Origin of the sequence: Klebsiella terrigena, from assembly GCF_012029655.1 — a bacterium.
GTDB lineage: Bacteria > Pseudomonadota > Gammaproteobacteria > Enterobacterales > Enterobacteriaceae > Klebsiella > Klebsiella terrigena.
In genome coordinates this window covers 4,405,563-4,419,061 of sequence record NZ_CP050508.1, presented here as the reverse complement: position 1 = coordinate 4,419,061, position 13,499 = coordinate 4,405,563, and the positions used below count along the sequence as shown (strand labels likewise).

General features: G+C 55.0%; 12 protein-coding genes. 3 read left to right on the top strand and 9 right to left on the bottom strand.

Going from position 1 to position 13,499, the window contains the following annotated elements:
- Nucleotides 1–12: 12 nt before the first annotated feature.
- Nucleotides 13–1,689: an FAD-dependent oxidoreductase gene (locus HCK03_RS20725; RefSeq protein WP_167692118.1), complete on the bottom strand. Its 1,677-nt coding sequence runs from the start codon at nt 1,687–1,689 to the stop codon at nt 13–15.
- Nucleotides 1,686–2,507 (bottom strand): shikimate dehydrogenase family protein, encoded by an 822-nt coding sequence (locus HCK03_RS20720; protein ID WP_167692117.1) that lies wholly within the window; start codon nt 2,505–2,507, stop codon nt 1,686–1,688. The genes HCK03_RS20725 and HCK03_RS20720 overlap by 4 nt, the downstream gene beginning before the upstream one ends.
- A 152-nt stretch (nt 2,508–2,659) precedes the next feature.
- On the opposite strand from HCK03_RS20720, the gene HCK03_RS20715 reads away from it, so the two are divergent.
- On the top strand, nt 2,660–3,418 hold the full coding sequence (locus HCK03_RS20715; RefSeq protein WP_041144309.1) for an IclR family transcriptional regulator domain-containing protein: 759 nt from the start codon (nt 2,660–2,662) through the stop codon (nt 3,416–3,418).
- Nucleotides 3,419–3,468: 50 nt separating this feature from the next.
- Here the strand turns inward: HCK03_RS20715 and cyoE are convergent, their stop codons facing one another.
- From cyoE to HCK03_RS20680, 7 genes are all read right to left on the bottom strand, one after another.
- A complete protein-coding gene (gene cyoE / locus HCK03_RS20710; protein WP_041144310.1) occupies nt 3,469–4,356 on the bottom strand; it encodes a heme o synthase in 888 nt (295 codons plus the stop codon).
- A gap of 11 nt (nt 4,357–4,367) precedes the next feature.
- Nucleotides 4,368–4,697, bottom strand: coding sequence for a cytochrome o ubiquinol oxidase subunit IV (locus tag HCK03_RS20705; RefSeq protein WP_041144311.1), 330 nt, complete (start codon nt 4,695–4,697; stop codon nt 4,368–4,370).
- Entirely contained in the window at nt 4,697–5,308 is a 612-nt protein-coding gene (locus tag HCK03_RS20700) for a cytochrome o ubiquinol oxidase subunit III (RefSeq protein WP_041144312.1), read from the bottom strand. Before HCK03_RS20700 ends, HCK03_RS20705 begins: the two co-directional genes overlap by 1 nt.
- Nucleotides 5,298–7,289, bottom strand: a complete 1,992-nt coding sequence (gene cyoB / locus HCK03_RS20695) for a cytochrome o ubiquinol oxidase subunit I (protein WP_041144313.1) — start codon at nt 7,287–7,289, stop codon at nt 5,298–5,300. The genes HCK03_RS20700 and cyoB overlap by 11 nt, the downstream gene beginning before the upstream one ends.
- Before the next feature lie 19 nt (nt 7,290–7,308).
- Entirely contained in the window at nt 7,309–8,256 is a 948-nt protein-coding gene (gene cyoA / locus HCK03_RS20690) for a cytochrome o ubiquinol oxidase subunit II (protein ID WP_041144314.1), read from the bottom strand.
- Between the two features lie 520 nt (nt 8,257–8,776).
- Complete coding sequence (gene ampG, locus HCK03_RS20685) at nt 8,777–10,252, bottom strand: muropeptide MFS transporter AmpG (protein ID WP_041144315.1); 1,476 nt, start codon at nt 10,250–10,252, stop codon at nt 8,777–8,779.
- A gap of 45 nt (nt 10,253–10,297) precedes the next feature.
- Nucleotides 10,298–10,876, bottom strand: coding sequence for a lipoprotein (locus tag HCK03_RS20680; protein WP_041144316.1), 579 nt, complete (start codon nt 10,874–10,876; stop codon nt 10,298–10,300).
- A gap of 303 nt (nt 10,877–11,179) precedes the next feature.
- Here HCK03_RS20680 and bolA point away from each other — a divergent pair, with 303 nt between their 5' ends.
- On the top strand, nt 11,180–11,497 hold the full coding sequence (gene bolA, locus HCK03_RS20675) for a transcriptional regulator BolA (RefSeq protein WP_041144317.1): 318 nt from the start codon (nt 11,180–11,182) through the stop codon (nt 11,495–11,497).
- 344 nt (nt 11,498–11,841) lie between these two features.
- On the top strand, nt 11,842–13,140 hold the full coding sequence (gene tig, locus HCK03_RS20670) for a trigger factor (RefSeq protein ID WP_041144318.1): 1,299 nt from the start codon (nt 11,842–11,844) through the stop codon (nt 13,138–13,140).
- Nucleotides 13,141–13,499 lie beyond the last annotated feature (359 nt).

Here is a 13,499-nt window from a genome sequence, read left to right as displayed (position 1 = left end):
ACATTCTCCTGATTAAAGTGCGGGTTGTTGCGCCATGTGGGTGGCGCAGAGATAGCCGAAGGTGAGCGCCGGGCCGAGAGTGATTCCGGGGCCGGGGTAGGTCCCGGCCATCAGTGAATCCATATCATTGCCTACGGCATACAGCCCTTTAATGGGCTGACCTTGTTGATTAATGACCTGAGCATCGGCGGTGGTGACCAGCCCGTGTGAGGTGCCCAAATCACCGGTATAGAGCGTGATGGCGTAAAAGGGTGCCGCGGTGAGCGGGGCGTTACAGGGGTTAGGCTGGTGGCCGGGATCGCCCATTACGCGGTTATAGCTGTTACCCCCTCTGGCAAATTCCGTATCGCTGCCGCTGGCGGCATCGTGGTTATATCGGCTGACGGTAGCGGTCAGGGTTTGTCCATCGATCCCTAGCGCCTGCGCGAGCTGGGCAAGAGAATCCGCTTTGTGCAGATAGCCGGCCTTTATCAGCGCGTCGTTATTGACCGGGGCGGGACGCGCCAGCCCGAGTCCATAGCGCTTCATGGCCAGCGCATCGCAAATCAGATAGCAGGGCGCATTTTCCTCGAGACTTTGCATCGCGCTGGCGAAATGGTGGTAGGAGTTAGATTCATTCACGAAACGTACGGCGCGCTGGTTAACGGCAATGACGCCGGGCTTGGCGCGGTCGGTGACGAGGTGCGGGAAACGCTCTTCGCTGCCATCCGCATGACGCAGGACGGAGACCGGCGCCCAGAAAAAGTTTGACGGTAAATCGGCCCCCTGCCGGGCGTTCAGGGGCGCCGTCAGGCGAAAAGCCGCGCCGTCATTGGCGTCGGGTGACATGGTGTAGTGCTGGCGCGTTTTCGGCCGGTATTGTGCGGCCAGTCGACCGGCGGCAAATCCCCCGGCGGCCAGCACCACGCCCTGGTGCGCATGGAGTACGCTTTTCTGGCCCGCATGCTCAATCTCGACGCCGGTGACTTCACCGTTGCTTTCGATGAGCGACGTTACGTTGACGTTCAGCTGCAGGCTCATACCCTTGCGAAAGGCGAGGGTGGCCATCCGCGCAATTAAGGCATTGCCCATCGCCAGCCGGGTTCCCCGAGGATATTTCAGGCGATCGCGGCCATAGCGCAGCAGCAGCTTTGTGCAGTGGGTGAATGAGCGTAGCGAGCGGCGCATATCGAGAAAATGCTGAATATCGACGCGGTTGACCATCATGCCGCCGAATAGCAGCATCCCCGGTGGAGGCGATCGCAGTTCACGAAACCGGTCGCCAAGCCTGCGGCCGTCGTATTCGACGACCTCAAGCGCGCGGCCAACGTCAACGGCGCCGGGCTCATCCGGGTAATAGTCGGGAGAGAGCGGGCGCAGGCTGTATTTCACCGCGCCCTCTTTTTCCAGAAAGGCCAGCGCTTCGCGCCCTGAGCTGACGAAGGCATCCACCATCTCCGGGCGGTAGTGCTGCTCGCCGATAATCGTCTTCAGGTAGGTTTTTATGGTTTGTTCCGGGCCGCTTTTTCCCTGCTGGCGCGCCTGATCGCTATCGTTGATCCATACGGCTCCGCCTGAAATAGCCGAGGTGCCGCCAAACTGAGGCGCTTTCTCCAGCATCAGCACCGAGAGCCCTTTACAGCACGCCGTCACCGCTGCGGCAAAACCTGCCGCGCCGCTGCCGATAACAATAACGTCCCAGCTTTTCATGCGACCACCCCTTCTTCATGAGCGATGGCGCCAATGAACTGCCCCATCAGCTTCATCTGCGCTAAGGCCATTTCAGGCCCGGTTTGCACCACGCAGCCCCGGGCTTGAGCGAAGGTCAGCAGGGGAGTCATCACCGGCGCGGTGACGACATCAGCGACATAGGTGGTGGCCTCCAGCGTATCCAGCAGGGTTTGCGGCAGCGGCAGCGCGTCAAAGCCGCTCATTCCGGCGGGGGAGCCGTTGACCAGCAAATCAAAGCCGTTAAGGGTGTCCGGCAGCGTGGCGAGGTGCAGCTCTGGAAAGCGAGTGGCCAGGCGGTTATGCAGCAGCTGCAGAGTGGCCGAATTCTGGTCGTGGAGAGTCAGGTGGCTGATACCCGCTTCGCACAGGCCCCATGCGATGGCGCTCCCTACGCCGCCGCAGCCTGACAGCAGCGCTTTTTTTCCGCAGGCCTGAAATCCCCGCATTTTTGCGGCAAGCAGAAAGCCGACACCGTCCAGCATATCGCCCTGTAAGCGGCCGTCCGGCAGCTTACGCACTACGTTTACCGCGTTGAGGTGGCGCGCTCGCGGGGTGAGCTCATCGACCAGGGAGGCGACGCGCTGCTTGTGCGGAACGGTAACCAGCACGCCGCTCATATTCTGCCATCCACGTAACGCGTTCAGGTAGTCAGCCACCGCTTCCGGCACGATATCAACCGGGATCATCACGCTGTCCTGGCCCTGCCCGGCAAAGTAACGGTTGAAATTCTCCGGTGATTTAACCTGTGTAATAGGGTGGCCGATAACGGCAACAACCTGAGTGAATCCACTGACCATTTCAAACCTCACTTGTTAAATGAATGTTGTGAAAGTATTTCAGTGGACGCTGGGAGCGGCAACGCAGAATTCGGACGTGTTGGTTGTTAATCGCACCATCACTGCGATAATCGCACTAAACTGAGTGTCTTGTTGCAAAAGTGTGAACAACTATGCAAAACCAAATACATCCACGCGATTTGATCGTCGGACTGCAAAAAGGGCTGGCGCTGATCCAGCTTTTTTCAAGAGAGTATCCCCGTCTCTCCGTCCCGCAGGCGGCAAAAATGAGCGGGCTGACGCAAAGCGCGGCGCGGCGGTTCTTTCTCACTCTGCTGCATGAGCGCTACCTGCAGACCGACGGACGCTACTACTGGCTGACGCCAAAAGCGCTGCGCCTGGGGCAGGCCTATGTTGATTCGGCCCAGTTCCCGCGGATGGTGCGGCCGATTGTTGAGTACATTGCCAGCCGCACGGAGGAGCACGCCTCGGTTGGGGTGATTGATGATGACGAGTTGGTTTATATCGCCCGCAGCAAACATACGCCGTTTAACTCCACCTCGGTTCGGCTGGGTGAGAGGGTACCGATTTACTGCACAGCCGGCGGACGTCTGTGGCTGGCATCGTTGGCTGAGGCTGAGTGCGAAGCGGTCCTGCAGCGCATCAGGCGCGAACAGCGCACCCCTTATACGGTGACCGATATTGCTCCGCTAATGGAAAAGATTGCCCAGATCCGTCGGCAGGGATACGCCGCGATTGAGCAGGAGTTTGAAATTGGGATGTTAGTGCTGGCAGTGCCGCTGGCGGACAGGGAAGGGGTGTACTGGGGGGCGCTGAGCTTGACCAGTCATCTGTCGCGGACCTCGCTTGATGCCCTGTGCCGCGATCATCTTGATTTACTCTACAGCGCGCAGGCGATGTTGATTAGCTAGCGGTACAAATAAAAAACCCCGCCGAAGCGGGGTTTGTCACAGAGCCAATCTTATCCGACGTAGGCCAGCAGATTGTGCGAGTTCGGCACCATAAAGTCGACGGACATCATCACCGACAGCGCGGTAATGGCGACGATGGAAAAGACGAACAGCTTGCGCGCCCAGACTTTATCATCGGCCACTTTGTAACCGCGCAGCGCCATACCCAGCCACCAGACGCTCACCGCGGCCGCCACGACCAGGTATTTATACCCGGCGTAGCCACCCAGAGAGAGCATCAGCGTCGCGACGGCGAAAGCAATGATGTAGACGGTGATATGGTTCTTGGCAACCGAGATACCTTTCACTACCGGCAGAACCGGAATATTTGCCGCCTGATAATCCTTGAAGCGGAAAATCGCGATGGCATAGGAGTGAGGCATCTGCCACAGGCTAAAGATAGCCAGCAGAATGGCGGCACCGCTATCGAAATTACCGGTAACCGCACAGTAGCCAATCACCGGCGGCGCAGCGCCGGAGAGAGAACCAATCAGCGTGCCGTAAACGGAGTGGCGCTTCATGTACAGGCTGTAGACGCCGACATAAACCACGAACCCCATCACCCCCAGCCAGCAGGCCAGGGGATTAGCGCCAAACCACAGGAGCATGAAGCCAGCAATACCCAGCAAGGTGGCGTATACCAGCGAAGCTTCTGGCGAGATCAGCCCTTTGACCAGCACCCGGTTTTTCGTCCGTTCCATCTTGCGATCGATATCACGGTCGATGTAGTTGTTGAATACACAACCCGAGGCGACCACCAGGGACACGCCAAGGAGCGTCCAGGCGAACAGCGGATAGTCGATGTGGCCCTTAGAGGCCAGCAGGAAACCGCCGATCACCGAGATCAGGTTGCCGAAAATGATGCCAGGTTTCGTTACTTGCAGGTATTGCTTAAACATACTCGCCGCTCTTAGTGCATCATCATGTTGTAGTTCAGGTTCCACATAATCCAGATGGAGCCGATAACAACGATAGCAATGATGATTACGGTGAAGATAAACGCGGTCAGGTTCCAACCTTCGTCAGATTTGCTGTTCATGTGCAGGAAGTACACCAGGTGTACCACGATCTGCACAACAGCAGTGACCAGGATAGTTCCCAGAATAGCCGCATGCGATGCGGAGCCACTCATCACCATAGCAAACGGAATGACCGTCAGAATGATCGACAGGATAAACCCTGTCATGTAGCTCTTAACGCTGCCGTGAGAAGCGCCGTTATGATCGGTAGAATGACTCATTACATTGCCCCCATCAGATAAACAACAGAGAACACGCAGATCCACACCACGTCCAGGAAGTGCCAGAACAGGCTCAGGCACATGATACGGGTACGGTTAGTTGGTGTCAGGCCGCGACGCGAAACCTGGAACATCAGCACCGCCATCCAGATCAGACCGGAGGTGACGTGCAGACCGTGCGTGCCGACCAGCGCGAAGAACGCTGACAGGAAGCCGCTGCGATCCGGGCCCATACCTTCAACAATCAGGTGATGGAATTCATAGAGTTCCATCGCGATGAACCCTGCCCCGAAGAGGAAGGTCAGCGCCAGCCAGGAAACGACCTGGCTCTTGTTGTTTTTGTACATGGCGATAGCCGCCATGCCGTAGGTGATGGAGCTGAACAGCAGCAGAGCAGTTTCAACCAGAACGAACGGCAGTTCGAAAATATCTTTACCGGTCGGGCCGCCCGCCGTGCCGTTCACCAGAACGGCATAGGTAGCGAACAGGGTGGCGAAGATAATGCAGTCGCTCATCAGGTAGATCCAGAAGCCGAATACCTTCATCGGCCCTGTATCGTGATGCCCGTGGTCGTGTCCGTGGGCGTTATGCGCAAGAGTATCAGTTGCCATTTTTCAGCCCCGCTTTGTTAATTTCATCGAAATGCTGACCTTCCAGTTTTTCGACTTCTGCAACAGGCACGTAGTAATCCACGTCTTCGTCAAAGCTCTTAATAATCCAGGTGACAACGATGCCGACAAAGCCAACAATCGCCATCCACCAGATATGCCAGATCATCGCGAAACCAAACACCGTAGCGAAGGCAGCAATAACGATGCCGGCGCCGCTGTTTTTCGGCATATGAATCTCTTCATAGCCTGCAGGTTTCTTGTACGCTTCGCCTTTTTCTTTCATTTCCCAGAACGCATCGCGCTCGTGGACGTTCGGAACGATAGCAAAGTTATAGAACGGCGGAGGTGAAGAGGTTGCCCACTCCAGAGTACGGCCGCCCCACGGGTCACCGGTCAGGTCGCGGTTTTGCTCACGATCGCGGATGGAGACGTAGAACTGAATCAGCTGGCAGAGGATACCGCAAGCGATCAGCGCCGCGCCGCATGCTGCAACAACCAGCATCGGGTGGAACTGCGGATCGATTTGCTGGCTCAGACGACGGGTCATCCCCATGAAGCCCAGCACGTACAGCGGCATAAACGCTACGAAGAAGCCGATGATCCAGAACCAGAACGCGCGTACGCCCCAGGTTTCGTTCAGCGTGAAGCCGAAGGCTTTTGGCCACCAGTAGGTCAGACCTGCGAAGCAGCCGAAGACCACACCACCGATAATAACGTTATGGAAGTGGGCAATCAGGAACAGGCTGTTGTGCAGAACGAAGTCCGCGCCCGGAACCGCCAGCAGTACACCGGTCATGCCGCCTACGGAGAAGGTGACGATGAAGCCGATAGTCCACAGCATGGCAGAGTTCAGGACGATACGTCCCTGGTACATAGTGAACAGCCAGTTGAAGATCTTCACCCCGGTCGGGATGGCGATAATCATGGTTGTAATACCGAAGAAGGCGTTGACGTTCGCACCGGCACCCATGGTGAAGAAGTGGTGCAGCCAAACGATGAACGACAGAACGGTAATACAAATGGTTGCCCATACCAGCGAGGTATAGCCGAACAGACGCTTACGCGAGAAGGTTGCCGCGATTTCGGAGAACACGCCGAATACTGGCAGAACCAGAATGTACACTTCCGGGTGACCCCAGGCCCAAATCAGGTTGATGTACATCATCATGTTGCCACCCATATCGTTGGTAAAGAAATGGGTGCCCAGGTAGCGGTCCAGGGTCAGCAGCGCGACGGTGACGGTCAGAATTGGGAAGGAAGCAATAATCAGGATGTTGGCGCACAGAGAAGCCCAGGCGAACACGGGCATCTTGAACATCGTCATGCCAGGGGCACGCATCTTGATAATGGTCACAAAGAAGTTAATACCGGTTAAGGTTGTCCCGATACCGGACAGCTGGAGAGCCCAGATCCAGTAATCGACCCCAACGCCCGGGCTGTACTCGATTCCCGATAGCGGCGGGTAGGCCAGCCAACCGGTCTGCGCGAACTCACCGACGCCCAGAGAGAGGTTAACCAGAATAACGCCAACAACGGTGAACCAGAAGCTCAGGTTGTTAAGGAACGGGAACGCCACGTCGCGCGCGCCGAGCTGCAGCGGAACAACGAGGTTCATCAGACCGATAACAAACGGCATCGCTACGAAGAAGATCATGATAACGCCGTGGGCGGTAAAGATCTGATCGTAGTGGTGAGGAGGCAGGAAGCCCGCATCCCCGGCCGAGGCCAGCACCTGCTGGCTACGCATCATGACGGCGTCAGCAAAGCCACGCAGCAGCATAACGATTGCTACGATGACGTACATGATACCGAGTCGTTTGTGGTCAACCGAAGTCAGCCACTCTTTCCACAGGTAGGACCACTTACCGAAGTAAGTGATTGCCGCCAGAAGCGCCAGTCCCCCGATGATGATTGCAGCTACCGTAATCACGATAATAGGTTCGTGATAGGGCACTGCATCCAGTGTTAGTTTTCCGAACATCGTTTTCTTCCTCGGTCCCTTAGTGAGCGGTTTCCGCGTGGCTCATGTCCATGCCTTCCATTCCTTCGTGCGCTGCGTGCTCGCCTTCAGGTTGGGACATGTCCATGCTCTTGCCGTGAGACATGAATTTGCCGATAACGTCTTTAAACAAATCTGGCTTCACGTTAGAGAAGTATTCCACTTTGTTGTATTCGCTAGGCGCAGCCACTTTTTCGAAGGCAGCCATGGAGTCCATGGTGTTCGAAGACTGTTTTACTTTCGCTACCCACTGATCGAAAGATGCACGATCCGGCGTGGCGAGAGCTTTGAACTTCATTCCTGAGAAGCCCGGGCCGCTATAGCTTGCGGAGATACCGTCATAAGTACCAGTTTCGTTCGCGATGAGGTGCAGCTGAGTCTGCATCCCGGCCATTGCGTAAATCTGGCTGCCTAAACGTGGGATAAAGAACGAGTTCATCACGGAGTTAGAGGTCACTTTGAAGTGTACCGGTACGTTCGCCGGGAAGGCGATTTCGTTGACGGTAGCAATACCCTGTTCCGGATAAATAAAGAACCACTTCCAGTCCATCGAAACAACTTCGATGACGATCGGATTCTCTTCGTGAGCTAGCGGTTTGCTTGGCTCTAATGCGTGAGTGGTTTTCCAGGTCAGAACGGCCAGGAACAGGATGATCAGGATAGGAACCGTCCAGACCACAGCTTCAACTTTGTTGGAGTGTGACCAGTTCGGGCTATACTTCGCATCTTTATTGCTCGCGCGATACTTCCAGGCAAATCCTACTGCCATTAAGACGGCGGGAATAACGACAATCATCATCAGGCCAAAGGCCGTCAGTATCAAAGAACGTTGCTCCAGTCCAATCTGTCCTTTTGGGTCAAGGAGCGCAGAATCACAACCACTGAGTAATACAGTACCTGCGATTAATGACATCCATCCCAAACTTTTATTGTATTTCCTAAGTCTCATTGAACGACCTCAATTCCACGGAATCTGGTGGCGCTTAAAGTGTGCGGGCATTTTACGGGAAGGTTGCATTACTGTAAACATGATTGGAGCTGTGTCAGTTCCGTGTTAGTGGGTTCTGCTTGCTTTGTCACATATGTAACCGAGTGTGACGCTGTCGCTTGCAAAGCCTGATTTGCGCTGGATCTATAACGAAAGGGATAAGAATGAAGTTGCTTATGGGGTAATGAGTATAACTATCGATAAAATAGCACAACTAATTAACATTTAATTATCAAATAAAAGACATCGACGGCGAGAGGAAATAAATGGCCTTTGCTGAATCGTTTAAATTATTTAATGAATTGAATAAAAGTTGTCAATAATTTCCCAAAATGTAAAACGCACAAAACAACAAATGAAAAAAGGAAAATATAAAATCGTTAATAAGCCGTTATAATTACGTTTAGTGATTAAAACGGCTTATTCCCGCCGCCGACAGACGCGGGTCCAGGCGCGCTGGGCCCCGCAGAACGCGGCAGCCCTAAGCCAGCTCCGTTTTGCGCAGCGCCAGGTAGTCCAGCAGGCTGCCGAGCAAAATGCCGCTAATGGCGGTCAGCGCCGCAATCTCCAGCAGGCCGGTTAAGAAGGAGAACGCGGTGTAATCGAGGGCGTTCAGCACCAGCAGCAGCAGCCAGACCGCCAGCATGGCGCAGCCGATAGCCAACACCATCAGGGCCAGGGAATAGGCCTGCCGATAGTGCGTGCGCGGCATAAACGTCTCCGTGCGCTGGGTATGTTCCAGGGTACGCCGACAAATAAGCAGCAGCACGATGCCGGGAACGGCCGCCACGACCGAGAAGAGATAAAACGTCGGCCAGCCGTGGGCTTCAACAAACCAGCCGGCAATCGGCCCAACGTACACGCGCCCGACGGCAGAGAGCGCCGACAGCAGCGCAAACTGGGTGGCGGAGAACGATTTATTGCACAGCGTCATTAATAGCGCGACAAACGCCGCGGTCCCCATCCCGCCGCACAGGTTTTCAAAAAATACCGCCGTGGCCATCGAGTAGATATGCTTATCGGTAATTGACAGCAGCCAGTAGCCGGCGTTGGAGACCCCCTGCAGCAGGCCGAAAATCAGCAGGGCGCGAAACAGGGTCAGGCGCTGCATCAATACGCCGCCGTACAGGGCGCCGACGATCGTGGCAAACAGCCCCAGCGTTTTATTCACCATTCCCACCTCACCGGCGTCAAAACCGACGCCGCGGATCAGAAAAGTGGTCGTCAGGCTCATCGCGAAAGCGTCGCCGAGCTTATAAAGGACGATTAACAGCAGGATCAGCCAGGCGTTGTTGCGGCCGAAGAAATCGCGAAGCGGTTCCGCGACGGCCTGCTCAAGGCTTTTCGGTACCGGGATCGCGTCGCTGGGCTCCGGCGCCAGCAGGGTGGCGATAATGCACGGAACCAGCAGCGCGGCCATCAGCCAGTACATGCCCTGCCAGCCGAGCCAGCGGTCGGCCAGCCACAGCGCCAGTCCGCCGGAAACCAGCATGCCCAGGCGGTAGCCCAGCACGCTAACCGCGGCGCCGGCTCCGCGCTCCTCGGCGGCCAGAATGTCGGTTTTCCACGCGTCGAAGACGATATCCTGCGATGCAGAACAGAAGGCAATAACCACCGCCAGCGCCGCCATCCAGCGCAGCTGCGTCGAGGGTTCAAGGAAGCCCATGGCCGCGATGGCGATAAGCAGCAAAAACTGCGTCAGCAGCAGCCAGCCGCGGCGCCTGCCGAGAAACGGCGGCGTGTAGCGGTCCATCACCGGTGACCACAGGAACTTGAAGACGTAGGCCTGGCCGACAAGCGAAAAGAAACCGATGGTTTTCAGATCGATATTCTCGACGGTCATCCACGCCTGCAGCGTGCCGGAGGTGAGGGCGAGAGGCAAACCGGAAGCAAAGCCAAGGATCAGCAAAATAGCTGATTTAGGCTGCTGAAAAATACGTAAGTAGTGACTGGACATGGGCCTGTAGCACGAACCCGACCGCTGGCCGGGTTCGTGGTTTTATTAACGCGCGTTTTGCTTGATGAAGTCGTGGATGCTGGTGTCCTGCGCCATGTCGGCGATAGTATCGGTCAGAACGCTGTTCACCGCATTGGCGATATTCTTATTGCTAGCCTGGAATGCGCCTTCCACGGAATAGCTGGCGCGGTAGTTTTTGGTCATCTTCGTGCCGTTCGCCGCGGTGGCGATGATGGCGATATCCGCCTTGGTGGCGATGTTGTAACGCACGTTGCCCTGGGAAACGTCGGCGTACAGTTTATTCACGATGATTTGCAGATCGACGGCGCCGTTCGGCCCAATCATATAGCCGCGAGCGGTCATCTGTTTCTCCAGCACTTCCTGCAGCAGGAAGCGGAGATCGCGGGAGGCGGTCAGGGTGACCTGCTGATTATCGCGGGTCACTTTGGCCAGGGCCTGGTCCGGACGCTGATCGGCGCCGTTAATGCTGACGGTAACGCCCATCAGGCTTGGGTCCTGCTGAGGCAGGGACATTTTCGGCGAGACATCAATAGTGGTCGGCGGTGTGGCACATCCTGCCAGCATAAACATTGCGACCAGCGGGAAAAGAATTTTCTTAAACATGTTCAGGGGTCTCAAGGCATGGTGTTGTTATGAGGAAAATTGCCGTCATCATAACATCGCCAACGGCGAGGGGAAGTGGCAACGTATGTAAATTCATCGCGCTGTGCGTTTTCTGGCCGTCTTCCCATTTTTATGGCGATCCGCACGGACATTACGCCAGGCAGAGTCAGTAAACTTGATACTTTTGAATGAAAATATCAGAGAAATGCTAATTTTTTGTTGTTTTCCGGTAATGGAAACGGTAAAAGCGGCTAACATTTAAAAGGAATGGCGGCATCTCAGCGTTGTCGGAGGAGAAAATTCATGATGATACGTGAACAGATCGAAGCAAAACTTAGGGCAGCGTTCGACCCCGTGTATCTCGAAGTCGTGGATGAAAGTTATCGCCACAATGTTCCCGCGGGCTCCGAAAGTCATTTTAAAGTGGTGTTGGTGAGCGATCGTTTCACCGGCGAGCGTTTTCTCAGCCGTCACCGTATGATTTACGGTACGTTGACCGAGGAGCTGTCTGGCCCCGTGCACGCGCTGGCGCTGCATACCTATACGATAAAAGAGTGGGAAGGACTCCAGGACACCGTCTTTGCCTCCCCTGCCTGTCGCGGGGCTGGAAGCATCGCGTAGAAATCCTATTTGCAACCGCCGGAGCTTTTCCAGTATGTTGCGTGAAGATTTATCAGAAAACGGCCTACGGGCCGTTTTATTTTGCCTGGAAAATGTGCGCTATGGACACTTTTACAGGTAAATTTGCACGAGAAATGTGAAAAATGCCGCAGCAGTGGGCGACAACCGTTCTCGACTCACAAAAGTGATGCCGCTATAATGCCGCGTCTTATATGAATGTCTTCGGGATGATTCTGACGACAGGGAATGTGTTTCTGAAGTGAAGAGGGCATCCCGGTTCTGCGAAGCAACCTACACGCGCTTCCAGAGTTGACCGAGCACTGTGATTTTTTTGAGGTAACAAGATGCAAGTTTCAGTTGAAACCACTCAGGGCCTTGGGCGCCGTGTAACGATTACTATCGCTGCTGACAGCATCGAGAATGCTGTCAAAAGCGAGCTGGTCAACGTAGCGAAAAAAGTTCGCATTGACGGCTTCCGCAAGGGTAAAGTGCCGATGAATGTTGTCGCTCAGCGTTATGGCGCATCCGTTCGCCAGGACGTGCTGGGTGACCTGATGAGCCGTCACTTCGTTGACGCCATCATCAAAGAGAAAATCAATCCGGCTGGCGCACCGAACTATGTTCCGGGCGAATACAAGCTGGGTGAAGACTTCACCTACGCGGTAGAATTCGAAGTTTATCCGGAAGTTGAGCTGCAGGGTCTGGACGCGATCGAAGTTGAAAAACCGGTTGTTGAAGTGACCGAAGCTGACGTCGACACCATGCTGGACACCCTGCGTAAGCAGCAGGCGAACTGGAAAGACAAAGACGGCGCTGTTGATGCAGAAGACCGCGTAACCATCGACTTCAGCGGTTCTGTTGACGGCGAAGAGTTCGAAGGCGGCAAAGCGTCTGACTTCGTACTGGCGATGGGCCAGGGTCGTATGATCCCGGGCTTTGAAGACGGTATCAAAGGCCACAAAGCTGGCGAAGAGTTCACTATCGAAGTGACCTTCCCGGAAGAGTACCACGCAGAAACTCTGAAAGGTAAAGCGGCTAAGTTCGTTATTAACCTGAAGAAAGTTGAAGAGCGTGAGCTGCCGGAACTGACTGCAGAATTCATCAAACGTTTCGGCGTTGAAGATGGTTCCGTAGAAGGTCTGCGCGCTGAAGTGCGTAAAAACATGGATCGCGAGCTGAAAGGCGCCGTGCGTAACCGCGTGAAGACTCAGGCTATCGAAGGTCTGGTGAAGGCTAACGAAATCGACGTTCCTGCGGCACTGATCGACAGCGAAATCGACGTTCTGCGTCGTCAGGCTGCTCAGCGCTTTGGTGGTAACGAAAACCAGGCTCTGGAACTGCCGCGTGAGCTGTTCGAAGAGCAGGCTAAACGCCGCGTTGTTGTTGGCCTGCTGCTGGGCGAAGTGATTCGTACCAACGAGCTGAAAGCTGACGAAGACCGCGTGAAAGGCCTGATCGAAGAGATGGCTTCTGCTTACGAAGATCCGACTGAAGTTGTTGAGTTCTACAGCAAAAACAACGAACTGATGGACAACATGCGTAACGTAGCTCTGGAAGAGCAGGCTGTTGAAGCGGTACTGGCGAAAGCTAAAGTTTCCGAGAAAGCGACCTCCTTCAGCGAGCTGATGAACCAGCAGGCGTAATTTCGCCCGGCGGTTTAAGGTTCGAGCAAAACCCGTTGCCGAGAGGCTGCGGGTTTTTTTTTAGAACAATGATGGCGTTAGGACGAGTGCGAAAAGCCGATTTCAGTGATAGCGTTACGACAAAAGATTGTTATGCTTGAATTATGGCGACAACGCCCCCATTACCGGGGAACGTAACTGCACGCGTGAAATCATGCATAATGACGAAGCGTGTCTGGCCGCCATCATTGAGGACGCAGGAATTCAGCTTAAGCAGCGGTAATTCGAATGATGACGGGCAGAAGACTCTGGCTGATAATCCGTCCATAAGGTTACAATCAGTGCAGCAGGTTTATTCAAAATTAATCCAGGAGACGGAA